This is a genomic window from Streptomyces sp. NPDC002309 (assembly GCF_053593375.1).
On record NZ_JBSFCI010000025.1, the window covers coordinates 1 to 24,800 of the forward strand.

Genomic DNA, 24,800 nt, shown 5'->3' on the forward strand with positions numbered 1-24,800 from the left:
GCCCGACCGCCCGGCGGGCCGACGACGCCCCGGCCCCGGCGCCCACCCGGCACGCGGGCCCGGCCGGCCTCGTCCGGACGCCCCGCGCGCGCTCCGGCTCGGCAGTCCGCGCCCCCGACTGCGTCTGATCGGCTTCGCGCTGACCCTCGTCATGCTGGTCTTCGTGGTCCGGCTGCTCCAGGTGCAGGCCGTCGACGCGAGCGCCTACGCCGCCAAGGCCCAGCAGAACCGGTACGTCGTGCACACCCTCGCCGCCCAGCGCGGCGAGATCACCGACCGCACCGGCGTGGCCCTGGCGACCAGCGTCGACGCGTACGACATCACCGCCGACCCCACGCTGTTCACCCGCGAGCAGCTCAAGATCGGCGACGCCCCCGAGCAGGCGGCGGCGCTCCTCGCGCCGATCCTCGGCAAGGACCAGGACGAGCTCACCGGCAAGCTCCGCCCGAAGGACAAGAAGCTCCGCTACGTCAGGCTCGCCACGCGGCAGACCCCGCAGGTCTGGAAGCAGATCAAGGACCTGAGGACCGCGCTGGCCGCCAAGGCGGAGACCGACAGGAGCACCGTCAACGTCCTCGGCGGCGTCCTGGCCGAGCCCAGCAGCAAGCGCGTGTACCCCAACGGCGACCTGGCCGCCGGGATACTGGGCTGGGTCAACGCCGAGGGCAAGGGCGGCGGCGGCGTCGAGCAGCAGCTCGACGAGGAACTGGCCGGCGAGGACGGCAAGATCCGCTACGCCCAGTCCGGCGGCCTCCAGGTGCCGACCGCCGGCTCCAACGAGACGCCCGCGGTGCCCGGCTCGGACATCGAGCTGACCATCGACCGCGACATCCAGTGGGCCGCCCAGAACGCCATCGCGGAGCAGGTGGAGGAGTCCGACGCGGACCGCGGCTACGTGATCGTGCAGGACACCCGCACCGGCGAGATCCTCGCCATGGCCAACTCGCCCGGCTTCGACCCCAACGACCTGACGAAGGCCGACGCGGCCGCGATGGGCAACGCGGCCCTCCAGGACGCGTTCGAGCCCGGCTCCACCGCCAAGATCGTCTCGATGGCCGCGGTGCTGGAGGAGAACGTGGCCACGCCCCGGACCCATGTGGTGGTGCCCAACCGGCTGCACCGGGGCGACCGGCTCTTCCAGGACGACATCGACCACCCGACCTGGTACCTGACGCTCAACGGCGTGCTGGCCAAGTCCAGCAACATCGGCACCATCCTGGCCACCGGGCAGCTCGGCAGGACCCAGTCCGAGGCCAACCGGGTGCTCCACAGGTACCTGCGCGCGTTCGGCATCGGCGGCTACACCGGGCTGGGCTTCCCCGGCGAGACCAAGGGCATCCTCGCGCCGCCCGACCAGTGGTCGACCTCGCAGCAGTACACGATTCCTTTCGGCCAGGGCGTGTCCATCAACGCGATGCAGGCGGCCTCCGTGTACTCGACCATCGCCAACGGAGGCATGCGCGTCGACCCCACGCTCGTCCGCGGCACCAAGGGACCGGACGGACGCTTCACGCCCGCCCCGAAGCCGGACAGGACACGGGTCGTGAGCGAGAAGACGGCCACGACGCTCGCCCGGATGCTGGAGTCCGTCGTCGACGACGAGGAGGGCACCGGCACCAAGGCGCGCATCCCCGGCTACCGGGTCGCGGGCAAGACCGGCACCGCCAACCGCGTGGATCCGGACACCGGCAAGTACCGCGGCTACACCTCCTCGTTCGCCGGATTCGCGCCCGCGGACAAGCCCCGCGTCACCGTCTACTGCGCGATCCAGAACGCCAAGAAGGGCAGCTACTTCGGCGGACAGATCTGCGGACCCGTCTACAAGCGGGTGATGGAGTTCGCCCTGAAGACCCTGCAGGTCCCGCCGACGGGAGCCGGGCCCGCAAGGCTCCCGGTCACCTTCAAACCCTGATCAGCACCGAGCCCCCAGGAACCATCCGTGACGACGATCACCCCCGATCCCGGGAACCGGCGCGGCCCCCGCACCTCGCCCACCCGCCACCCACGACCCTCGACGGACCGCGCGGCGGGCGGGCAGCCCTCATTTAGCTCCGGAGCGGGTGCGCCCGGTACGCTCACCGCCGTGCCACACCCTGATCAGTCCCAAACCACCCAGAAGGACGTTCCCGTGACCTACCCGGGACCGCCGAGGCCGGAACGGGTCTCCGCCACACCCCTCGCGGAGCTCGCCGATCAGCTGGGTGTCGCCGCCCCGGAAGCGGCCGCCACGGTCACGGGCATCACCCATGACTCGCGCGCCGTCCGCCCCGGCGACCTGTACGCCGCGCTGCCCGGCGCCCGCGTGCACGGCGCCGACTTCGTCACGCAGGCCCTCGGTCTCGGCGCCGCCGCGGTGCTGACCGACCCGGCCGGCGCCGAGCGCGCCGCGGCCACCGGACTGCCGGTGCTCACCGTCGACGACCCGCGCGCGGAGATGGGCGAGCTGGCGGCGACGATCTACGGTCACCCGGGCCGCGAGCTGCTCCAGATCGGCATCACCGGCACCTCCGGCAAGACCACCACCGCCTACCTCGTCGAGGGCGGCATCAGGACGGGCCGTTCCGCCGGCCTGATCGGCACGGTCGAGACCCGGATCGGCGACGAGCGCATCAAGTCCGAGCGCACCACGCCCGAAGCCACCGACCTCCAGGCCCTGTTCGCCGTGATGCGCGAACGCGGGGTCGACGCGGTCGCCATGGAGGTCTCCAGCCACGCGCTGGTGCTCGGCAGGGTCGACGGCTGCGTCTTCGACGTCGCGGTCTTCACCAACCTCAGCCCGGAGCACATGGAGTTCCACTCCGACATGGAGGACTACTTCCGGGCCAAGGCGCAGCTGTTCACCCCGGAACGCAGCAGGCTCGGCGTGGTCAACATCGACGACGAGTACGGCAGGCGGCTCGCCCGCGAGGCCGGCGTGCCGGTCGTCACCTACTCCGCCGAGGGGCACCCGGACGCCGACTGGCGCGCCGAGGGCGTCGAGGTCGGCCCGATGGACTCGTCGTTCACGGTGGTCGGCCCGGACGGGGAGCGGATCGCCGCCAGGTCGCCGCTGCCGGGCCCGTTCAACGTCGCGAACAGCCTGGCCGCGATCGTCTCGCTGGCCGCCGCCGGCTTCGACCCGCAAACCGCCGCCGACGGCGTCGCCGCCGTGCCGGGGGTGCCGGGCCGTCTGGAGCGGGTGGACGCCGGCCAGGACTACCTCGCAGTCGTCGACTACGCCCACAAGACGGACGCCGTCGAGTCGGTCCTGAAGGCGCTGCGCAAGATCACCAAGGGCCGGGTGCACGTCGTGCTCGGCTGCGGAGGTGACCGGGACACCACCAAGCGGGAACCGATGGGCGCCGCCGTGGCCCGGCTCTCCGACACGGCAGTGCTGACCTCCGACAACCCCCGCTCCGAGGATCCCCTCGCGATCCTCGCCACCATGCTTCAGGGCGCGGCGACGGTGCCCGCGCACGAACGCGGAGAGGTGCTGCTGTTCGAGGACCGGGCCGCCGCCATCGCCGCCGCCGTCGGCAGGGCGCAGCCGGGGGACACCGTGCTGGTCGCGGGCAAGGGCCATGAGCAGGGCCAGGACATCGCCGGGGTGGTCCGTCCCTTCGACGACCGCCAGGTGCTGCGCGAAGCAATCCAGAAAACCCAGGGATGAAAATCCAGAAGACCCAGGGGATGAACTTGTGATCGCCCTCTCCCTCGCCGAGATCGCAGAAGTCGTCGGCGGGCAGACGCACGACATACCGGATCCGTCGGCACAGGTGACCGGACCGGTCGTCCGGGACTCCCGCGAGGTCGTGCCCGGCAGCCTGTTCGCCGCCTTCGTCGGCGAACGCGTGGACGGCCACGACTTCGCGGCACAGGTCGTCGGGGCGGGCGCGGTCGCGGTGCTCGCGTCGCGCCCCGTCGGCGTGCCCGCGATCGTCGTGGACGACGTCCAGACGGCCCTCGGCGCCCTCGCCCGGCACGTCGTGCGCGCGCTCGGCACCACCCTCGTCGCGCTCACCGGCTCCGCGGGCAAGACCAGCACCAAGGACCTGATCGCGCAGGTGCTCCAGCGCAAGGCACCGACGGTGTGGACCCCCGGATCGTTCAACAACGAGATCGGGCTGCCGCTCACCGCACTCACCGCCACCGAGGAAACCCGGTTCCTGGTACTGGAGATGGGCGCGCGGGGCATCGGCCACATCCGGTACCTCACCGGCCTCACGCCACCGCGGATCGGCCTGGTGCTCAACGTCGGCACCGCCCACATCGGCGAGTTCGGCGGCCGCGAGCAGATCGCCCAGGCCAAGGGTGAACTCGTGGAGGCACTGCCGCCGGCGGAGGACGGCGGTGCCGCGATCCTCAACGCCGACGATCCCCTCGTCCGCGCCATGGCCTCGCGCACCAAGGCGAAGGTGGTCCTCTTCGGAGAGACAGACGAAGCGGACGTACGCGCCGAGAACGTGCGTCTGACGGACTCCGGCCAGCCCTCTTTCACCCTTCACACACCCTCCGGGTGCAGCGATGTGACCATGCGCCTGTACGGTGAGCACCACGTGTCGAACGCGCTCGCCGCGGCCGCCGTCGCCCATGAGCTGGGCATGTCCGCGGACGAGATCGCCACCGCGCTCTCCGAGGCAGACTCCCTCTCCCGCTGGCGTATGGAGGTCACCGAGCGCCAGGACGGCGTGACGGTCGTCAACGACGCCTACAACGCGAACCCCGAGTCCATGCGAGCCGCCCTGCGCGCCTTGGCGGCCATGGGCAAGGGGCGTCGTACGTGGGCGGTGCTCGGCAAGATGGCCGAGCTCGGGGACGAGGCGCTCGCCGAGCACGACGCGGTCGGGCGGCTCGCCGTCCGGCTCAACGTCAGCAAGCTCGTCGCGGTCGGGGGCAGGGAAGCCGCCTGGCTGCAACTGGGCGCATATAACGAGGGTTCGTGGGGTGAGGAGTCGGTGCACGTGTCCGACGCACAGGCGGCGGTCGACCTGTTGCGCAGCGAGTTGCGCCCGGGGGACGTCGTCCTCGTGAAGGCGTCCCGTTCGGTCGGCCTGGAGAGCGTCGCGGAGGCGCTGCTCGCCACGGGTGCCGAGGGTGAGGTCGCGGCCCGATGATGAATCAGATCCTGTTCGCGGGCGTCATCGGCCTGTTCCTGACACTGGTCGGCACGCCGCTGCTGATCAAGCTGCTGGCCCGCAAGGGCTACGGTCAGTACATCCGCGACGACGGTCCGCGTGAGCACGCCAGCAAGCGCGGTACGCCCACCATGGGTGGTATCGCCTTCATCCTGGCCACGATCGCCGCGTACTTCCTGTCGAAGGTGATCACCGGCAAGCCGCCGACCTTCTCCGGTCTGCTGGTGCTCGGCCTGATGGCCGGCATGGGTCTGGTCGGTTTCCTGGACGACTACATCAAGATCGTCAAGCGGCGTTCGCTGGGTCTGCGGGCCAAGGCGAAGATGGCCGGCCAGCTGATCGTCGGTATCGCCTTCGCGGTGCTGTCGCTCCAGTTCGCCGACAACCGCGGCAACACCCCGGCCTCCACCAAGCTGTCGTTCATCACCGACTTCGGCTGGACGATCGGCCCGGTGCTGTTCGTCATCTGGGCGCTGTTCATGATCCTCGCGATGTCGAACGGCGTGAACCTCACCGACGGCCTCGACGGCCTCGCCACCGGCGCCTCCGTACTGGTCTTCGGCGCCTACACGTTCATCGGCGTCTGGCAGTTCCAGGAGTCCTGCGCCAACGCGGGCACCCTGACGAACCCGGGCGCCTGCTACGAGGTGCGCGACCCGCTCGACCTCGCCGTGGTCGCCTCGGCCCTGATGGGCGCCTGTCTGGGCTTCCTGTGGTGGAACACCTCGCCGGCCAAGATCTTCATGGGTGACACCGGCTCCCTGGCGCTCGGCGGTGTCCTCGCCGGTCTGGCCATCTGCTCCCGCACGGAGCTGCTGCTGGCCATCCTCGGCGGTCTGTTCGTGCTGATCACCATGTCGGTGGTCATCCAGGTCGGCTCGTTCCGCCTCACCGGCAAGCGCGTCTTCCGGATGGCGCCACTCCAGCACCACTTCGAACTCAAGGGCTGGTCCGAAGTCCTTGTCGTGGTCCGCTTCTGGATCATTCAGGGCATCTGTGTGATTGTCGGACTGGGCCTCTTCTATGCGGGATGGGCAGCGGAAAAGTGACCTCCTCGGAGCTCAAGGGCAAGCACGTCACCGTCGCCGGGCTCGGCGTCTCCGGCGTCCCGGCGGCCAAGGTCCTGCACGGCCTCGGCGCGCACGTCACCGTCGTCAACGACGGCGACGACGAGCGCGTCCGGGCGCAGGCCGCCGAGCTGGAGACGCTCGGCGTCACCGTTCGCCTCGGCGACGGCGCGACCCTGCCCGAGGGCACCGAGCTGATCGTCACCGCGCCGGGCTGGAAGCCCGACAAGCCGCTGTTCACGGCGGCGGCCGAGGCGGGCGTCCCGGTCTGGGGCGACGTCGAGCTCGCCTGGCGGCTGCGGGGCCCCGACGCGGCCCCCTGGCTCGCCGTCACCGGCACCAACGGCAAGACCACCACCGTCCAGATGCTCGCCTCGATCCTGCGGGCGGCCGGGCTGCGCACCGCCGCCGTCGGCAACATCGGCGTCTCGCTGCTGGACGCGGTGCTCGGCGAGGAGCGCTACGACGTCCTCGCCGTCGAGCTGTCCAGCTACCAGCTGCACTGGGCGCCCTCGCTGCGCGCCCACTCGGCCACGGTGCTGAACCTCGCCCCCGACCACCTCGACTGGCACGGCTCCATGGAGGCCTACGCCGCCGACAAGGGCCGCGTCTACGAGGGGAACCGGGTCGCCTGCGTCTACAACGCGGCCGACAAGGCCACTGAGGACCTGGTGCGCGCCGCGGACGTCGAGGAGGGCTGCAGGGCCGTCGGCTTCACGCTGGGCACCCCGGCGCCGTCCCAACTCGGCGTCGTGGAGGGCATCCTGGTCGACCGCGCCTTCGTCGAGGACCGGCACAAGAACGCCCAGGAGCTGGCCGAGGTCTCCGACGTGAACCCGCCGGCCCCGCACAACATCGCCAACGCCCTCGCGGCGGCGGCCCTCGCGCGCGCCTACGGCGTGCCCGCCCGCGCCGTGCGGGACGGCCTGCGCGCCTTCACCCCGGACGCCCACCGCATCGCACACGTCGCCGACGTGGACGGGGTGGCCTATGTCGACGATTCCAAGGCCACCAACACCCATGCCGCCGAGGCCTCGTTGGCGGCGTACGAGTCGATCGTGTGGATCGCCGGCGGACTGGCCAAGGGCGCCACCTTCGACGAGCTGGTCGCCAGGTCGGCGAAGCGGCTTCGCGGGGCCGTGCTCATCGGCGCCGATCGCGCCCTGATCCGGGAAGCCCTGGCGCGACACGCCCCGGAGGTACCCGTCGTCGACCTCGACCGGACCGACACTGGGGCGATGCTCGCGGCCGTCCGGGAGGCGCGGCACCTCGCCGTCACCGGAGACACGGTGCTTCTGGCACCCGCCTGTGCCTCCATGGACATGTTCGCCGACTACAACAAGCGAGGAGACGCGTTCGCGGAGGCGGTTCGCGAACTCGGCGCGGGCGCCTGACGGCGGGTCTCGGCCACAGCGGGCGCTGTGGGGACCCTTGAAGGGACAGGTGACTCGGATGAGGCTCGCGTTCGGCCGGCTTCGGCTCCCCGCCGGTGGGAGCCGCTGATGCCGGGCAGCCGCACCGGACGTCCTCCGGTCCGACGAACCGTCCGTGCGCCCGCCGCCGGCCGTCAGCCGCGCGAGAACCGGGCCGTGCGGGCCTACATCCGCGTGCGCCGGGCCTGGGACCGGCCGCTCACGGCGTACTACGTCATCCTCGGCGGCAGTCTGCTGATCACCGTGCTGGGTCTGGTGATGGTCTACTCGGCGTCCCAGATCACCGCGCTGCAGAATTCCCTGTCGGGGTCGCACTTCTTCCGCAAGCAGATGCTGGCCGCCGTCATCGGCGCGGTGCTGCTCTACGTCGCCTCCCGGATGCCGGTGAAGCTGCACCGGGCGCTCGCCTACCCGATCGTCGCCGGCGCGGTCTTCCTGATGGCCCTGGTGCAGGTGCCGGGGATAGGGGTGGCGGTCAACGGCAACCAGAACTGGATCTCCCTCGGCGGCTCCTTCCAGCTCCAGCCCAGCGAGTTCGGCAAGCTGGCCCTGGTGCTGTGGGGTGCGGACCTGCTCGCCCGCAAGCAGGACAAGAACCTGCTCGCCCAGTGGAAGCACATGCTGGTGCCGCTGGTGCCGGTAGCGTTCCTGCTGCTCGGCCTGATCATGCTCGGCGGCGACATGGGCACCGCGATCATCCTGACGGCGATCCTGTTCGGCCTGCTGTGGCTGGCGGGCGCTCCGACCCGGCTGTTCGTCGGCGTGCTGGGGGTCGCCGCGGTGCTCGGCGCGATCCTCATCCAGAGCAGTCCCAACCGGCTGGACCGGTTCCGCTGCATCGGCGCGACGGAGATGGGCCCCGACGGCTCCTGCTGGCAGGCCGTGCACGGCATCTACGCCCTCGCGTCCGGCGGGATCTTCGGTTCCGGACTGGGTGCGAGTGTGGAGAAATGGGGGCAACTCCCCGAAGCGCACACCGACTTCATCTTCGCCGTCACCGGTGAGGAACTGGGCCTGGCGGGGACGCTGTCGGTGCTCGCCCTCTTCGCCGCTCTAGGCTATGCGGGTATCCGCGTGGCCGGGAGCACGGAGGACCCCTTCGTCAGGTATGCCGCGGGAGGTGTGACCACCTGGATCACGGCCCAGGCCGTGATCAACATCGGTGCGGTGCTCGGCCTGCTGCCGATCGCCGGAGTCCCCCTCCCGCTGTTCTCCTACGGGGGGTCCGCCCTGCTGCCGACCATGTTCGCCATCGGGTTGCTGATCGCCTTCGCGCGCGACGAGCCCGCTGCGCGGGCGGCGCTTGCGATGCGGCAACCCCGCTTTGGTAGAAAGCGGGGGGCAGGGGAAACCGGTTCGAACCGGAGCCCCCGGAGATGGAACACGATGCGACGGCGCGCCACGGCGCGCTCGTCCGGAGAGCGGTGAATTTCGGTGCATGTCGTACTCGCTGGTGGGGGGACCGCCGGCCACATCGAGCCCGCGCTCGCCCTCGCGGACGCCCTGCGCAGGCAGGACCCGACGGTGGGGATCACCGCCCTCGGCACGGAGCGCGGCCTGGAGACCCGGCTCGTCCCGGAACGCGGCTACGATCTGGCGCTGATCCCGGCCGTCCCGCTGCCGCGCAAGCCCACTCCCGAGCTGATCACCGTCCCGGGCCGGCTGCGCGGCACCATCAAGGCGGCCGAGCAGATCCTGGAACGCACCAAGGCGGACGCCGTGGTCGGCTTCGGCGGCTATGTCGCCCTGCCCGGCTATCTGGCCGCCAAGCGGCTCGGCGTGCCGATCGTGATCCACGAGGCGAACGCCCGCCCCGGCCTCGCCAACAAGATCGGCTCCCGGTACGCCGCCCAGGTCGCCGTCTCCACCCCTGACAGCAAGCTGCGCGACGCCCGCTACATCGGCATCCCGCTGCGCCGCTCCATCGCCACCCTGGACCGGGCCGCCGCCCGCCCGGAGGCCCGCGCGATGTTCGGCCTCGACCCCAACCTGCCCACGCTGCTGGTCACCGGCGGCTCGCAGGGCGCCCGGCGGCTCAACGAGGTGGTCCAGCAGGTCGCCCCGTGGCTCCAGCAGGCCGGGATCCAGATCCTGCACGCGGTCGGCCCGAAGAACGAACTGCCGCAGGTCCACCAGATGCCGGGGATGCCCCCGTACATCCCGGTAAGTTACCTGGACCGGATGGACCTCGCGTACGCCGCGGCCGACATGATGCTCTGCCGCGCCGGCGCGATGACCGTCGCCGAACTCTCCGCCGTCGGACTGCCGGCCGCCTACGTCCCGCTGCCCATCGGCAACGGCGAACAGCGGCTGAACGCCCAGCCGGTGGTCAAGGCGGGCGGCGGCCTGCTGGTCGACGACGCGGAACTCACCCCGGAGTGGGTGCAGCAGAACATCCTGCCCGTGCTCGCCGACCCGCACCGGCTGTACGAGATGTCCCGTGCCGCCGGTGAGTTCGGCCGCCGGGACGCCGACGAACTCCTCGTCGGCATGGTGTACGAGGCGATCGCCGCCCGCCGTGCACAACGTTAGGCACATGTGAACGGAAGGCAGGGAGCGTGGCCGGACCGACCACCGCCGAGCGCGGTGCACGCCAGCAGGAGACGTCCGGCCCGCCCCCTGTCCGGAGGTCGCGGCCGCCCAAGCTTCGTATGATGATCATTCTTGGGCTTGTCGTGATTCTCCTCGGCGCCGGTACCGGCTGGCTGTTGTACGGCTCCCAGTGGACGCGTGTGGAGCGCGTGACCGTCTCCGGGACCGACGTCCTGACGCCCGCCCAGGTGCGCGAGGCCGCCGACGTACCGCGCGGCGCCCGGCTGATTTCCGTCGACACCGATCGGATCGAGACGCGACTACGGCGAAAATTGCCCCGGATCGAAGAGGTTCGGGTGGTCCGCTCCTGGCCGCACGGGATCAGTCTGAAAGTCGTCGAGCGGACCCCGGCCCTGCTCATCGAAAAGGGCCGCGAGTTCATCGAAGTGGACGACGAAGGTGTCCGTTTCGCCACGGTTTCTGAGGCGCCAAAAGGTGTTCCCCTGCTGGAATTGACGATCTCCCGGTCGGGTTCGGCCGCGCCCAGCCACCGCCGTTTCGGAGAGCTCCGACTGGTGCGCGAGGCGGTCCGCGTGGTCGGCGCCATTCCCGCCGCCGTCGCCCGGGACGCGCGGGTCGTCAAGGTCCGCTCCTTCGACGAGATCTCACTGGAGTTGACCGGCGGACGCACCGTCGTGTGGGGGAGCGGCGAGAAGGGCCGGGCGAAGGCCCGTACTCTCACGGCTCTGATGAAAGCCGCCTCGGGCGCCCGGCACTTCGACGTCAGCGTTCCCACGGCCCCCGCGTCATCAGGCAGTTGACGCGCATCAGTGCAGGCCAGCACCCTGGTTGGGCAGCGCTACGGCTGATCACATAGGGTGAAAAGAAAAACGGGAGGTTCGGCGTGTTCGTTGAACGCGCGCCACTTGTCGACTTAGTGTCCTGTTCAGAAGACTCCAGGGAACAGACACACTGGTAACCCTAAACTTCAGCGTTAGGGTTCGGGTCGGCGTTACGGACCGTCCCATTCGGCATCAGTCGTCGGACCGCGGGCACCGCGAGACGACGGCACGTAATTCGAGGCGAGAGGCCTTCGACGTGGCAGCACCGCAGAACTACCTCGCAGTCATCAAGGTCATCGGTGTCGGCGGCGGTGGTGTCAATGCCATCAACCGGATGATCGAGGTCGGTCTCAAGGGTGTCGAGTTCATCGCCATCAACACCGACGCACAGGCACTGTTGATGAGCGACGCCGACGTCAAGCTCGACGTCGGCCGGGAACTCACCCGCGGACTCGGCGCCGGCGCCAACCCGGCCGTCGGCCGCAAGGCCGCCGAGGACCACCGCGAGGAGATCGAGGAGGTCCTCAAGGGGGCCGACATGGTCTTCGTGACCGCCGGTGAAGGCGGCGGCACCGGCACCGGCGGCGCGCCCGTCGTGGCCAACATCGCCCGCTCGCTGGGCGCCCTCACCATCGGCGTCGTCACGCGCCCGTTCACCTTCGAGGGACGGCGCCGCGCCAACCAGGCGGAGGACGGTATCGCCGAGCTCCGCGAAGAGGTCGACACCCTCATCGTCATCCCGAACGACCGGCTGCTGTCCATCTCGGACCGCCAGGTCTCGGTCCTCGACGCCTTCAAGTCGGCCGACCAGGTCCTCCTTTCCGGCGTCCAGGGCATCACCGACCTCATCACCACCCCCGGCCTCATCAACCTCGACTTCGCCGACGTCAAGTCGGTCATGTCGGAGGCCGGTTCGGCCCTCATGGGCATCGGCTCGGCCCGCGGCGACGACCGCGCGGTGGCCGCGGCCGAGATGGCGATCTCCTCGCCGCTCCTGGAGGCGTCCATCGACGGCGCCCGGGGTGTGCTGCTCTCCATCTCCGGCGGCTCCGACCTCGGACTGTTCGAGATCAACGAGGCCGCCCAGCTGGTCAGCGAGGCCGCCCACCCCGAGGCCAACATCATCTTCGGCGCGGTCATCGACGACGCTCTCGGCGACGAGGTCCGGGTCACCGTGATCGCGGCCGGCTTCGACGGGGGCCAGCCCCCCGCCCGCCGGGACAACGTCCTCGGTTCGACCGCCCCCAAGCGCGAGGAGCCGGCTCCGGTACGGCAGACCGAGAGCCGCCCGTCGTTCGGCGCCCTCGGCAGCGTCAAGCCGAAGGAGGAGCCGGAGCCCGCGCCCGAGCCGGTGAGCGAGATCCAGGCGCCGCCGCCGGTGCCGCCGTCGCGCAGCTACACGGACAGCGCGGCCGAGGAGCTGGACGTTCCGGACTTCCTGAAGTGATAGGACAGCGCGACACCGTGAACGGCGCGCACTTCGCTTTCACCGACAGGTGGGGCGGGGTGAGCGCCGTTCCGTACGAGGAGCTCAACCTCGGCGGGGCCGTCGGGGACGACCCCGAGGCGGTACGGACCAATCGTGAGCTGGCCGCCAAGTCGCTCGGGCTCGACGCCGACCGGGTCGTCTGGATGAACCAGGTGCACGGCGACGACGTGGCCGTGGTCGACGGACCCTGGGGTGCCGCGGCCACGATCCCGTCGGTCGACGCGATCGTGACCCGGCAGCGTGGCCTGGCCCTCGCCGTCCTCACCGCCGACTGCGTACCCGTCCTGCTCGCCGACCCCGTCGCCGGGGTCGCCGCGGCGGCCCACGCGGGCCGCCCCGGCATGATCGCCGGGGTCGTCCCGGCCGCGCTACGCGCGATGATCGAACTGGGTGCCGAGCCGGAGCGGATCGTGGTCCGCACCGGACCCTCCGTCTGTGGCCGGTGCTACGAGGTGCCGGAGGCGATGCGCGCAGAGGTGGCCGCCGTCGAGCCGGAGGCGTACGCCGAAACGAGCTGGGGCACGCCCGCGGTCGATGTGGCCGCCGGGGTGCACGCCCAGCTCACCCGGCTCGGGGTGCGCGACCGGGAGCAGTCGCCGGTGTGCACGCTGGAGTCGGGGGATCACTTCTCGTACCGCCGCGACCGCACCACCGGTCGGCTCGCGGGCTACGTGTGGCTGGACTGATGGGACATGACGGACCGTAAGGACGAACTCGCCGTAAATCTGGCGAATGTGGAAGAGCGCATCGCCGCCGCGTGCGCGGCCGCCGGACGGCGGCGCGAGGAGGTGACCCTGATCGTGGTCACCAAGACCTACCCCGCGACCGATGTGCGGATTCTGGCCGAGCTCGGTGTACGCCATGTCGCCGAGAACCGGGACCAGGACGCGGCACCCAAGGCCGCGGATTGCTCGGATCTGCCCCTTACTTGGCATTTCGTCGGCCAGTTGCAGACCAACAAGGTGCGGTCCGTGGTCGGTTACGCGGGCGTCGTACAGTCCGTTGATCGTTCCAGGCTTGTCACGGCTCTGTCCAAGGAGGCCGTGCGCGCCGGACGCGAGCTGGGGTGCCTGATCCAGGTCGCGCTCGACGCGGGCGAGAGCGCGCGGGGGGAGCGGGGCGGAGTGGCTCCCGGCGGGATCGCGGAGTTGGCCGATCTGATGGCCGGGGCGCCGGGGTTGCGGCTCGACGGGCTGATGACCGTCGCGCCGCTCACCGGCCGGCTCGCGGGACACGAACTGGCGGCGTTCGAGCGGATGATGGATTTGTCGACTGACATGCGCCGGACCCATCCGGCTGCCACCATGGTCTCGGCAGGGATGAGTGCGGACCTCGAACAGGCCGTGGCCGCCGGGGCGACACATGTGCGCGTCGGCACTGCGGTACTCGGAGTCCGACCCAGGCTCGGGTAACGTCGCCAAGAAGTCGGACCACAGCAGAAAATATGGTCATTTCCGCCGCAGGGCGGGTGTAACGACCTCGTGGATCGCGGGCACTTGGCAGTCGTCAGCCGATCCACCACAGAGCGGAGGACTCAGAGCATGGCCGGCGCGATGCGCAAGATGGCGGTCTACCTCGGCCTCGTGGAGGACGATGGGTACGACGGCCGGGGATTCGACCCCGACGACGACTTCGAACCCGAACTCGACCCGGAGCCCGAGCGGGACCACCGGCGCCACGAGTCGTCACACCAGTCTCACGGTGCACATCAGTCCCAAAGGGATGAACCGATGCGAATGGTGCAGCCTCCGGCGCCTCGCGAGCCGGTCGCCCACGCCGCTTCGCTAGCCGCGGAATCCGGACGTCCGGCGCGCATCGCGCCCGTGGCATCCATCACACAAGAACGTCAGAGCCTGGAGAAGAACGCGCCGGTGATCATGCCCAAGGTCGTGTCGGAACGAGAGCCGTACCGGATCACCACGCTCCACCCGCGGACGTACAACGAAGCCCGTACCATCGGGGAACACTTCCGTGAGGGCACCCCGGTGATCATGAACTTGACTGAGATGGATGACACAGATGCCAAGCGACTTGTCGACTTTGCGGCGGGTTTGGTGTTTGGTCTTCACGGCAGTATCGAGCGGGTGACGCAGAAGGTGTTCCTGTTGTCTCCTGCTAACGTCGACGTCACGGCGGAGGACAAGGCCCGCATCGCAGAGGGCGGGTTCTTCAACCAGAGCTGAGACGTACGACCGGAAACATCAGTACAAGCATCACCGAGCAGTACCCAGAGCATGGATCAGGGGAGAGGGAAGCAAGGGTCATGAGCGTGGTCCTGGATGTCGTCTACATCGCGCTGATGTGCTTCCTCATCGTGCTCATCTTCCGGTTGGTCATGGACTACGTCTTCCAGTTCGCCCGCTCATGGCAACCCGGCAAGGCGATGGTGGTCGTTCTGGAGGCCACCTACACTGTCACTGATCCACCGCTCAAGCTTCTGCGGCGGTTCATTCCGCCGCTGCGTCTCGGGGGCGTGGCGCTCGACCTGTCCTTCTTCGTACTGATGATCATCGTCTACATCCTGCTCTCGATCGTGAGTCGGCTGTGAGCGATGTGAACTACGGTCTTGCCGAATGCCGACGACTACGTTGAGGTGAAGAGATGCCGTTGACCCCCGAGGATGTGCGGAACAAGCAGTTCACGACCGTCCGCCTCCGAGAAGGCTATGACGAGGACGAGGTCGATGCCTTCCTCGATGAGGTCGAAGCCGAGCTGACCCGTCTCCTGCGTGAGAACGAGGATCTGCGCGCCAAGCTGGCCGCGGCCACCCGCGCCGCCGCGCAGAACCAGCAGAACATGCGCAAGCCCCCGGAGGGGCCGGACCAGCAGCAGGGGATGCCTCAGCAGGGGATGCCGCAGCAGGGCATGCCCCCGCAGGGGATGCCGCAGCAGGGCATGCGCGGTCCCGGCGCTCCTGTGCCCGCCGGCATATCGGGCCCGCCGCAGCAGCAGATGGGTGGCCCCATGGGTGGCCCGCCCCAGCTGCCGAGCGGTGCCCCGCAGCTGCCCGCCGGCCCCGGCGGGCAGGGTCCGCAGGGTCCTGGCCCCATGGGTCAGGGGCCGATGGGCCAGGGCCCCATGGGTCAGGGGCCGATGGGCCAGGGTCCGATGGGTCAGGGCCCCATGGGTCAGGGGCCGATGGGCCAGGGTCCGATGGGTCAGGGCCCCATGGGCCAGGGTCCGATGGGTCAGGGTCCGATGCCGGGTCAGATGGGCCCGGGTCCCATGGGCGGCCCGATGGGCGGCCCCGGTATGCCCGGTCAGGGCCCCGGTGGTGACAGCGCCGCCCGCGTTCTGTCGCTTGCCCAGCAGACCGCCGACCAGGCGATCGCGGAGGCCCGTTCCGAGGCCAACAAGATCGTCGGAGAGGCTCGTTCGCGTGCCGAGGGCCTGGAGCGGGACGCCCGCGCCAAGGCCGACGCGCTGGAGCGGGACGCCCAGGAGAAGCACCGCGTCGCGATGGGCTCGCTGGAGTCCGCCCGCGCCACGCTGGAGCGCAAGGTCGAGGACCTGCGCGGCTTCGAGCGGGAGTACCGCACGCGTCTGAAGTCCTACCTGGAGTCGCAGCTGCGTCAGCTGGAGACCCAGGCGGACGACTCGCTCGCCCCGCCGCGGACTCCCGCGACCGCGTCCCTCCCGCCGTCCCCGGCGCCCTCGATGGCTCCGGCCGGCGCGGGTGCCCCGTCCTACGGTGGCAACCAGACGATGGGTGGCGGCCCCTCGCCGGCCGGCCCGTCCTACGGTGGCCAGCCGCAGATGTCCCCGGCGATGACCCAGCCGATGGCTCCGGTGCGGCCGCAGGGCCCGTCGCCGATGGGCCAGGCCCCCTCGCCGATGCGCGGGTTCCTGATCGACGAGGACGACAACTGACGGTCGGTAGTACGGCGTAGACGTCGGCAGCGTTCATAGGGCGGGGCCCCGGATTCCGATCCGGGGCCCCGCCCTTGTGCTACGCGTGTTCACGGTATATGCCGTGTCTGTTCGGATATGGGTGCACTTGTGTGGGTGCACACCATGCCGAAGGCCCGGGCCCACCAGGATGCTTCGGTGGGCCCGGGCCTTCGTCGTGGGCGTTACGCCTTGCGCAGGCGGAACGTGAGCGTCAGCGGCTCGTCCGAGAACGGGGCGCCGTAGCTGTCGTCCGCCTCGCCCTGCGCGAAGTCCGTCGCCAGGACCTCGTCGGCGATCAGCGCGGCGTGGTCGCCGAGGGCGGCGATCAGCGCCGGGTCCGTCCCGGTCCAGCGCAGCGCGATGCGGTCGGCGACGTCGAGGCCGCTGTTCTTGCGGGCCTCCTGGATCAGGCGGATCGCGTCACGGGCGAGGCCCGCGCGGCGCAGCTCCTCCGTGATCTCCAGGTCGAGGGCGACCGTGGCACCCGAGTCGGAGGCCACCGACCAGCCCTCGCGCGGGGTCTCCGTGATGATGACCTCGTCCGGGGCCAGGGTGATGGTCTCGCCGTCGACCTCCACCGACGCCGTGCCCTCGCGCAGTGCGAGGGACAGCGCGGCCGCGTCGGCGTTCGCCACGGCCTTGGCCACGTCCTGGACCCGCTTGCCGAACCGCTTGCCCAGCGCGCGGAAGTTGGCCTTGGCGGTCGTGTCGACCAGGGAGCCGCCGACCTCGCTCAGGGACGCGAGCGACTCGACGTTCAGCTCCTCCGTGATCTGCGTGTGCAGTTCGGGGGAGAGGGCGTCGAAGCCCGTCGCGGCGATCAGGGCGCGCCGCAGCGGCTGACGCGTCTTGACGCCCGACTCGGCGCGCGTGGCCCGTCCCAGCTCCACCAGGCGGCGCACCAGAACCATCTGCTGGGACAGCTCCGGATCGATGGCGGTCAGATCGGCCTCCGGCCAGGAGGACAGGTGCACCGACTCCGGTGCCCCGGGGGTGACCGGCACGATCAGGTCCTGCCAGACCCGCTCGGTGATGAACGGGGTCAGCGGTGCCATCAGCTTCGTGACCGTCTCGACGACCTCGTGCAGGGTGCGCAGGGCCGCCTTGTCGCCCTGCCAGAAGCGGCGACGGGAGCGGCGCACGTACCAGTTCGACAGGTCGTCGACGAACGCCGACAGCAGCTTGCCGGCGCGCTGGGTGTCGTACGCCTCCAGGGACCGGGTCACCTGGTCGTTCAGGGCGTGCAGTTCGGACAGCAGCCAGCGGTCGAGGAGCGGGCGGTCGGCCGGGGCCGGGTCGGCCGCGGACGGGGCCCAGTTCGACGTGCGGGCGTACAGGGCCTGGAAGGCGACCGTGTTCCAGTAGGTCAGGAGCGTCTTGCGGACGACCTCCTGGATGGTGCCGTGACCGACGCGCCGGGCCGCCCACGGGGAACCGCCGGCCGCCATGAACCAGCGGACCGCGTCCGCGCCGTGCTGGTCCATGAGCGGGATCGGCTGCAGGATGTTGCCCAGGTGCTTGGACATCTTGCGGCCGTCCTCGGCGAGGATGTGGCCGAGGCAGACGACGTTCTCGTACGAGGACTTGTCGAAGACCAGGGTGCCGATCGCCATCAGCGTGTAGAACCAGCCGCGTGTCTGGTCGATGGCCTCGCTGATGAACTGCGCCGGGTAGCGGGACTCGAAGAGTTCCTTGTTCTTGTACGGGTAGCCCCACTGCGCGAACGGCATCGAACCTGAGTCGTACCAGGCGTCGATGACCTCCGGCACGCGCGTGGCCGTCTTCTCGCAACTCGGGCAAGCGAAGGTGACGTCGTCGATGAACGGGCGGTGCGGGTCGAGGCCCGACTGGTCGGTGCCGGTCAGCTCGGTGAGCTCGGCGCGGGAGCCCACGACCGTGAGGTGGTCGTCCTCGCAGCGCCAGATCGGCAGCGGGGTGCCCCAGTAGCGGTTGCGGGACAGCGCCCAGTCGATGTTGTTGTTCAGCCAGTCGCCGTACCGGCCGTGCTTGACCGTGTCCGGGTACCAGTTGGTCCGTTCGTTCTCCTCCAGGAGGCGGTCCTTGACGGCCGTCGTGCGGATGTACCAGGACGGCTGCGCGTAGTAGAGCAGCGCGGTGTGGCAGCGCCAGCAGTGCGGGTAGCTGTGCTCGTAGGGCAGGTGCCGGAAGAGGAGGCCGCGCTCGCCGAGGTCCTCGGTGAGCTTCTCGTCGGCCTTCTTGAAGAACTGGCCGCCGACGAGGGGGAGGTCCTCCTCGAAGGTGCCGTCCGGGCGGACCGGGTTCACGACGGGCAGGCCGTAGGCACGGCAGACCTTGAGGTCGTCCTCACCGAAGGCGGGGGACTGGTGGACCAGGCCGGTGCCGTCCTCGGTGGTGACGTACTCGGCGTTGACGACGTAGTGGGCCTCGCTCGGGAATTCCACCAGCTCGAAGGGGCGCCGGTAGGTCCAGCGCTCCATCTCGGCGCCGGTGAAGCTCTGTCCGGTGGTCACCCATCCCTCGCCGAGGGCCTTCTCGACCAGCGGCTGCGCGACGACGAGTTTCTCCTCGCCGTCGGTCGCGACGACGTAGGTGACCTCGGGGTGGGCGGCCACGGCGGTGTTGGAGACGAGGGTCCACGGGGTGGTCGTCCACACGAGGAGCGCGGCCTCGCCGGCGAGGGGGCCGGAGGTGAGCGGGAAGCGGACGTAGACCGAGGGGTCGACGACCGTCTCGTAGCCCTGGGCCAGCTCGTGGTCGGACAGGCCGGTGCCGCAGCGGGGGCACCAGGGGGCGACGCGGTGGTCCTGGACGAGGAGGCCCTTGTTGAAGATCTCCTTCAGCGACCACCAGACGGATTCGATGTACTCGGGCTCCATGGTCACGTACGCCTCGTCGAGGTCGACCCAGTAGCCCATGCGGGTCGTCAGCTCGGAGAAGGCGTCGGTGTGGCGGAGCACGGAGTCGCGGCACTTGTCGTTGAACTCGGCGATGCCGTACGCCTCGATGTCCTTCTTGCCGGAGAAGCCCAACTCCTTCTCCACCGCGAGCTCCACCGGCAGGCCGTGGCAGTCCCAGCCGGCCTTGCGTGCCACGTGGTAGCCGCGCATGGTGCGGAAACGAGGGAAGACGTCCTTGAAGACGCGGGCCTCGATGTGGTGGGCGCCCGGCATGCCGTTCGCGGTGGGGGGACCTTCGTAGAACACCCACTCGGGGCGGCCCTCGGACTGCTCCAGGCTCTTGGCGAAGATCTTCTGCTCGTGCCAGAAGTCGAGCACGGCGTGCTCGAGGGCGGGCAGGTCGACCTGGGCGGGCACCTGGCGGTACGTCGGCGTTGTCATCAGCGGGCTTCCTCCGGCGGACTTGCTGCCTTCCGTCCGGAGGGACGAGAGCTACGACTTTCCTACGCCGCTTTGGCGCGCTCCCGCGGTACCACCCTCCTTGGCTCGCCGGCGCGGGGTGTGCGTCGGTGAGCCCCCTCATTGGGGCAGCGACACCGGTTCTACCGGCCCCGGCTCCTGGGCGGGGCTTTCTTCCGGCGGCTCCGGGGTGATCTTCACGTCGCGCTCGCCACCGGGCTTCCACCGTCCCCGGGTCGCTCTGGGCTGCGTACGCCGCTACTCGTCCCCATCCATGCCTTTCGCTCCGCCCAGTGTACGGCGCCGGGTGGTCCCTGACCGACCGCATTTCCGGTGACGATACCCAGGGTGTATTTTGACCCGATTGGTCGATTATGTGAATTCAGATCCTGCGATGTCCGGTCCGGCGGATTACCGGGCGGGGAGCTGGGCACAACGCATGCATGCCGGGCGCGTGGGCGCCGCGGGGCGGCGCTCCGGGTGGCGTGCCCCGTTGCCGCGGGCGTCGAGTCGATTTAACGTCCCAGCACGATTCGCGTGCAAGATCACAATATGTGAAGGGGCCGCGGCCATGGTGGTGAAGAAGACCGCCGCAGAGCAGTCGGCGTCCGGCAGGTCCAGGCACACCCACACGTCCGGTGGGGAGGCGAAGGGCGCGAGCGGCAAGAAAAGCGCGCAGGGCGGCATGGCGTCGGCCGCGAAGCGCGCGGTGGACAGGGCCGTGGAGAGCGTGATGCGGGTTCGGGGGGCGGCTGCGGCGGGGCTGGGCGGGAAGCCGTCGCCGGACGGGGAGGGGACGCGACCTGCCGGTGAGGTCTCGGCGGCGCGGGCTGCCCGGAGCGGGAAGGCGTCCGCGCGGGAGCCGGCGGTCGGGGCGTCCGTGGCCGAGGAAACGCCGGCCGTGAGGGCGTCCTCCGAGGAGGCCCCGGCGGTGAGCGGTGCGGGCAAGAAGGCGATCGGGATGAACGCGACCGGCAAGAAGGCGACCGGGAAGAACGTGACCGGGAAGAAGGCGACCGGGAAGAACGTGACCGGGAAGAAGGCTGCCGCCGAGAACGCCGCTGTCGCGCCCGAGGAGGCTGCCGTACCCGGGAAGGCCGCGGCCAGGGAGGCTGCCGCGCCCGGAAGGGGGGCTGCCAGGAAGGCTGTCGCGCACGAGAAGGGCGTGGCGCCCACGGAGGCCGTCGTGCACGAGACGGGGGCCGCGCCCACGGAGGCCGTCGTGCACGAGAAGGGCGTCGCGCCCGAGGAGACCGTCGCGCACGAGAAGGGGGCTGCCAGGAAGGGGGCCGCCAAGAAGGCCGGTCTGCACGAGGCGGCTGCCGGAGAGCGGGGCGCCGAGGGGGCGGTGGTCGAGGCGCGCGTCGCCGAGAAGGTGGTCGGGGGCGGAGCACCGGCTGAGAAGCGCGCCGCGAAGAAGGCTCCGCCGGGCAAGGCCGGGGCGTCGAAGAAGGGCACCGGGAAGGGGGCCGCGGCGGTTGAGGCGGTGGAGGCCGACGCGGCAGGGGCCGAGGGGGCGTCCGGGCCGGAGCGGGGCGCTGCGAAGAAGGCTGTCGCCAAGAGGAGCGCGGCCAAGAAGAGCGCGGCCGGCGGTGCCGCCAAGAAGAGCGTGGCCAAGAAGGGCGTCGCCGGGAAGGGTGCCGCCGACGAGCCGGCTGCCCGGGGAGCCGTCGGCGGGAAGACCTCGGTGACCACGCCGGCCATGACCGACGAGGCGGTCTCGGCGACGAAGTCGGTCTCGACGAAGGAGGCTGCCACCGAGAAGGTCGCCCCCCGCAAGAAGGCCGCGCGCGACAGTGCGGCCCCCGGTAAGGAGGCCGCGGTGGCCGGTGAGGAGGCCGTGGGTGAGAAGGCTGTGTCCGGAAAGGAGGCCGCGCGCGGGAAGGCGGGGTCCGAGAAGACGGGTCGGGCCCGCAAGGGTGCCGCTTCCGCGCGCGCGGAGGACGAGGAGGCAAGCGTCGCGAAGGTGACGGCGTCCGGGCACGGGACCGGGACCGGGGAGGAGCACGCCCTGGACGGGGCGCGCGGGCGGGGCAAGGGCAAGAAGGCGGGCGCGGCGCGGGCCGCGAAGCAGACGGGAGCCACGACGGTGGTTGCGAAGAAGACCCCTGGGAAGGCCGCGGCGGCGAAGACGGCCGTCCCCAAGGCGCGTGTCGCCGCGGCGGAGCCGGGCGAGCTCGCGGTGCGTCCCGGTGAGGACCCCTGGACCCCGGAAGAGGTCGAGGGGGCCCGCGCGGAACTGACGTCGGAGATGGAGCGGCTCGGCGCGGAGATCGCCAACGCAGAGTCGTCCCTGGTCGGCCTGATGCGCGACTCGGGCGACGGCGCGGGTGACGACCAGGCCGACACCGGCGCCAAGAACATCACCCGTGAGCACGAGCTGTCCCTGGCCGCGAACGCGCACGAGATGCTGACCCAGACCGAGCACGCCCTGCAACGCCTCGACGCGGGCACGTACGGCCTGTGCGAGAACTGCGGCAACCCCATCGGAAAGGCCCGTATGCAGGCATTTCCCCGGGCCACCCTGTGCGTCGAGTGCAAGCAGAAGCAGGAGCGGCGCTACTGATCCGCCGATCGCCCCCCGGATGCCTCCTGGGCACGTGCGCCGTCAGCGGCGTGCCGTACCCTCGTGCTCAGTCAGGCACCTAGGTTGAGGGACTCACGTGGCAGAGGCGGAGCGCATCATCGGTACGCCGGGCACCCCGGACGCGGCGCGGACCGAGCAGGAGCGGCCCGGCGACGACGCCGCGCCGCACGAGCGGTCCGGTGCCGAGGCGGCCCAGACCCCCGCCGGCGGGGCCGGCGGCGACCAGGGCGACTCCCCGGCCGAGCGGCCCCGGGGCAGGCGCCGTGTCGCGGTGCTCTTCGCGGTCGCCGGGTTCGCGTACGCCCTCGACCTGATCAGCAAGATGATCGTGGTCGCCAAGCTGGAGCACCACCAGCCGATCGAGGTCATCGGGGACTGGCTGCGCTTCGAGGCGATCCGCAACGCGGGCGCGGCCTTCGGCTTCGGTGAGGCCTTCACCGTGATCTTCACGGTGATCGCGGCGGCCGTCATCGTGGTGATCGTCCGGCTCGCCCGCAAGCTGTACAGCCTGCCCTGGGCGATCGCGCTCGGCCTGCTGCTCGGCGGCGCGCTCGGCAACCTCACCGACCGGATCTTCCGCTCGCCGGGCGTCTTCAAGGGCGCGGTCGTCGACTTCATCGCACCCAAGCACTTCGCCGTCTTCAACCTCGCCGACTCGGCGATCGTGTGCGGCGGCATCCTGATCGTGCTGCTGTCCTTCAAGGGCCTCGACCCGGACGGCACCGTCCACAAGGACTGAACAAGGACTGAGCCCCGGACGGCCTCCGGCGGGCTGGCGTACGGCGTTGTCGGACCCGTCCGGCATACTCGACGGGTGAGCACGATTCCCGAGATCCGTACCCTGCCCGTGCCGGACGGCCTGGAGGGCGAGCGCGTCGACGCCGCCCTCTCGCGCATGTTCGGCTTCTCCCGTACCAAGGCCGCGGAGCTCGCCGCGGCGGGCAAGGTGCTGGTCGACGGCACGGCGGTCGGCAAGTCCGAGCGGGTGCACGGCGGCGCCTGGATGGAGGTCGAGATGCCGCAGGCGGCCCCGCCGGTGCAGGTGGTGGCCGAGCCCGTCGAGGGCATGGAGATCGTCCACGACGACGAGGACGTGGTCGTCGTCGTCAAGCCGGTCGGCGTGGCCGCGCACCCGAGCCCGGGCTGGACCGGCCCGACGGTCATCGGCGGTCTGGCCGCCGCCGGGTACCGGATCTCCACCTCCGGTGCCGCCGAGCGGCAGGGCATCGTGCACCGCCTCGACGTCGGCACGTCCGGACTGATGACGGTCGCCAAGTCCGAGCGCGCGTACACCTCGCTCAAGAGGCAGTTCAAGGAGCGCACGGTCGACAAGCGGTACCACACCCTCGTCCAGGGGCACCCCGACCCCACGAGCGGCACCATCGACGCGCCCATCGGCCGCCACCCCCAGCACGACTACAAGTGGGCGGTCACGGCCGAGGGCAAGCCGTCCGTGACCCACTACGACCTGATCGAGGCCTTCCGCGCCGCCTCCCTGCTGGACGTGAAGCTGGAGACGGGCCGCACCCACCAGATCCGCGTCCACATGGCCGCCCACCGGCACCCCTGCGCCGGCGACCTGACCTACGGCGCCGACCCGACGCTCGCCAAGCGGCTCGGGCTGACCCGGCAGTGGCTGCACGCCGTGAGGCTGGGCTTCGAGCACCCCGGGGACGGCGAGTGGGTGGAGTTCGCCTGCGACTACCCCGAGGACCTGCGGAACGCGTTGGACAAGGTGCGCGAGGAGACCTACGGATGAGCGCCGGGTACGTCGTGCGGGTCGCGGAGGAGCCGGCCGACCGCGAGGCGTGTTTCGCCGTGCGCAAGGAGGTCTTCGTCGCCGAGCAGGGCGTGCCGGAGGACGTGGAGTACGACGCGGACGACCCCGGCGCGCTGCATGTGCTGGCCGTGCGCGAGGACGGCGTCCCGCTCGGGACCGGGCGGCTGCTGTACGGCGCCGCGGCGGCCGGCAAGACCGGGGGCGACCCGTCGGTGGGCTCGCTCGGGCGGCTCGCGGTGACGCGGGAGGCCCGTGGACTCGGCGTCGGCGCCGCGTTGGTGCGGGCCATCGAGGACGCGGCCCGCGCGCGGGGACTGGCAGCCGTCGATCTGCACGCGCAGACGCACGCCATGGGGTTCTACGAGCGGCTCGGTTACGTGGCGTACGGCCCCGAGTTCCCCGACGCGGGGATACCGCACCGCTCCATGCGGCGTCCGCTCTAGCGTCACGGCACGGCTCGGCCGCGCGACGCGGAGCCCGACCGTTCGGCGGGGGGTTTCGTCCGTTCTGAGCCCGGGGAGCTGACCGTGGATCAGTTGGCCCTGCTGTTCCTGCTGTTGCTCGGCGCCGCCGTGAGCGTCCCGGTCGGCGACCGGCTGCGGTTGCCGGCGCCGGTGCTGATGACCCGGGGAGATGCTGAGCGCGGCGCGGCACGAGGTGCTGGCCGCGCGCGGTGAGGCGGGGGCCGATCCGGAGGTGGTGGACCGGGTGTTGCGGCAGCTGGACG

At 70.8% G+C, this 24,800-nt stretch carries 20 protein-coding genes; 19 read left to right on the forward strand and 1 reads right to left on the reverse strand.

Features of this window, described 5'->3' with window-relative positions; translation table 11 throughout:
• The 14 genes from ACWCPM_RS21355 to ACWCPM_RS21420 form a co-directional block, all read left to right on the forward strand.
• Positions 1 to 1,912 (forward strand): peptidoglycan D,D-transpeptidase FtsI family protein (locus ACWCPM_RS21355; RefSeq protein WP_450977801.1); only part of this gene is annotated, 1,912 nt, incomplete at its 5' end.
• 216 nt (positions 1,913 to 2,128) lie between these two features.
• Positions 2,129 to 3,649, forward strand: coding sequence for a UDP-N-acetylmuramoyl-L-alanyl-D-glutamate--2,6-diaminopimelate ligase (locus tag ACWCPM_RS21360; protein WP_450977802.1), 1,521 nt, complete (start codon positions 2,129 to 2,131; stop codon positions 3,647 to 3,649).
• Positions 3,650 to 3,677: 28 nt separating this feature from the next.
• On the forward strand, positions 3,678 to 5,093 hold the full coding sequence (locus tag ACWCPM_RS21365) for a UDP-N-acetylmuramoyl-tripeptide--D-alanyl-D-alanine ligase (protein ID WP_450977803.1): 1,416 nt from the start codon (positions 3,678 to 3,680) through the stop codon (positions 5,091 to 5,093).
• Positions 5,090 to 6,163 carry a phospho-N-acetylmuramoyl-pentapeptide-transferase gene (mraY, locus tag ACWCPM_RS21370; protein WP_450977804.1) on the forward strand — a complete coding sequence of 358 codons (1,074 nt, stop codon included), beginning with the start codon at positions 5,090 to 5,092 and terminating at the stop codon, positions 6,161 to 6,163. The genes ACWCPM_RS21365 and mraY overlap by 4 nt, the downstream gene beginning before the upstream one ends.
• Positions 6,145 to 7,575, forward strand: a complete 1,431-nt coding sequence (gene murD, locus ACWCPM_RS21375; RefSeq protein WP_450977805.1) for a UDP-N-acetylmuramoyl-L-alanine--D-glutamate ligase — start codon at positions 6,145 to 6,147, stop codon at positions 7,573 to 7,575. The genes mraY and murD overlap by 19 nt, the downstream gene beginning before the upstream one ends.
• Positions 7,576 to 7,683: 108 nt before the next feature.
• Positions 7,684 to 9,042, forward strand: coding sequence for a putative lipid II flippase FtsW (ftsW, locus tag ACWCPM_RS21380; protein WP_450977806.1), 1,359 nt, complete (start codon positions 7,684 to 7,686; stop codon positions 9,040 to 9,042).
• Positions 9,043 to 9,048: 6 nt separating this feature from the next.
• Complete coding sequence (gene murG, locus ACWCPM_RS21385; RefSeq protein WP_450977807.1) at positions 9,049 to 10,146, forward strand: undecaprenyldiphospho-muramoylpentapeptide beta-N-acetylglucosaminyltransferase; 1,098 nt, start codon at positions 9,049 to 9,051, stop codon at positions 10,144 to 10,146.
• Between the two features lie 26 nt (positions 10,147 to 10,172).
• Positions 10,173 to 10,967 carry a cell division protein FtsQ/DivIB gene (locus tag ACWCPM_RS21390; protein ID WP_450977808.1) on the forward strand — a complete coding sequence of 265 codons (795 nt, stop codon included), beginning with the start codon at positions 10,173 to 10,175 and terminating at the stop codon, positions 10,965 to 10,967.
• A 277-nt stretch (positions 10,968 to 11,244) separates the two neighbouring features.
• The gene (gene ftsZ / locus ACWCPM_RS21395) at positions 11,245 to 12,435 is read left to right on the forward strand and encodes a cell division protein FtsZ (protein WP_450977809.1); all 1,191 of its coding nucleotides are present in this window, start codon (positions 11,245 to 11,247) and stop codon (positions 12,433 to 12,435) included.
• Positions 12,432 to 13,163 (forward strand): peptidoglycan editing factor PgeF, encoded by a 732-nt coding sequence (pgeF, locus tag ACWCPM_RS21400; protein ID WP_450977810.1) that lies wholly within the window; start codon positions 12,432 to 12,434, stop codon positions 13,161 to 13,163. The genes ftsZ and pgeF overlap by 4 nt, the downstream gene beginning before the upstream one ends.
• 6 nt (positions 13,164 to 13,169) lie before the next feature.
• Positions 13,170 to 13,889, forward strand: a complete 720-nt coding sequence (locus ACWCPM_RS21405; RefSeq protein ID WP_450977811.1) for a YggS family pyridoxal phosphate-dependent enzyme — start codon at positions 13,170 to 13,172, stop codon at positions 13,887 to 13,889.
• Between the two features lie 129 nt (positions 13,890 to 14,018).
• Positions 14,019 to 14,660: a cell division protein SepF gene (locus ACWCPM_RS21410; RefSeq protein WP_450977812.1), complete on the forward strand. Its 642-nt coding sequence runs from the start codon at positions 14,019 to 14,021 to the stop codon at positions 14,658 to 14,660.
• A gap of 80 nt (positions 14,661 to 14,740) precedes the next feature.
• Complete coding sequence (locus ACWCPM_RS21415) at positions 14,741 to 15,025, forward strand: YggT family protein (RefSeq protein ID WP_450977813.1); 285 nt, start codon at positions 14,741 to 14,743, stop codon at positions 15,023 to 15,025.
• A gap of 53 nt (positions 15,026 to 15,078) precedes the next feature.
• A complete protein-coding gene (locus ACWCPM_RS21420) occupies positions 15,079 to 16,347 on the forward strand; it encodes a DivIVA domain-containing protein (RefSeq protein ID WP_450977814.1) in 1,269 nt (422 codons plus the stop codon).
• Between the two features lie 203 nt (positions 16,348 to 16,550).
• On the opposite strand, the gene ileS is transcribed toward ACWCPM_RS21420, so the two are convergent.
• Positions 16,551 to 19,688, reverse strand: a complete 3,138-nt coding sequence (gene ileS / locus ACWCPM_RS21425) for an isoleucine--tRNA ligase (RefSeq protein ID WP_450977815.1) — start codon at positions 19,686 to 19,688, stop codon at positions 16,551 to 16,553.
• A 589-nt stretch (positions 19,689 to 20,277) separates the two neighbouring features.
• Between ileS and ACWCPM_RS21430 the strand changes: the two genes are divergently transcribed.
• From ACWCPM_RS21430 to ACWCPM_RS21450, 5 genes are all read left to right on the forward strand, one after another.
• Positions 20,278 to 22,272, forward strand: coding sequence for a TraR/DksA C4-type zinc finger protein (locus tag ACWCPM_RS21430; RefSeq protein ID WP_450977816.1), 1,995 nt, complete (start codon positions 20,278 to 20,280; stop codon positions 22,270 to 22,272).
• A 97-nt stretch (positions 22,273 to 22,369) separates the two neighbouring features.
• Positions 22,370 to 23,032, forward strand: a complete 663-nt coding sequence (lspA, locus tag ACWCPM_RS21435) for a signal peptidase II (protein WP_450977817.1) — start codon at positions 22,370 to 22,372, stop codon at positions 23,030 to 23,032.
• Positions 23,033 to 23,107: 75 nt separating this feature from the next.
• On the forward strand, positions 23,108 to 24,052 hold the full coding sequence (locus tag ACWCPM_RS21440) for an RluA family pseudouridine synthase (protein ID WP_450977818.1): 945 nt from the start codon (positions 23,108 to 23,110) through the stop codon (positions 24,050 to 24,052).
• A complete protein-coding gene (locus ACWCPM_RS21445) occupies positions 24,049 to 24,516 on the forward strand; it encodes a GNAT family N-acetyltransferase (protein WP_450977819.1) in 468 nt (155 codons plus the stop codon). Before ACWCPM_RS21440 ends, ACWCPM_RS21445 begins: the two co-directional genes overlap by 4 nt.
• A gap of 84 nt (positions 24,517 to 24,600) precedes the next feature.
• On the forward strand, positions 24,601 to 24,750 hold the full coding sequence (locus tag ACWCPM_RS21450) for a hypothetical protein (RefSeq protein WP_450977820.1): 150 nt from the start codon (positions 24,601 to 24,603) through the stop codon (positions 24,748 to 24,750).
• Positions 24,751 to 24,800 lie beyond the last annotated feature (50 nt).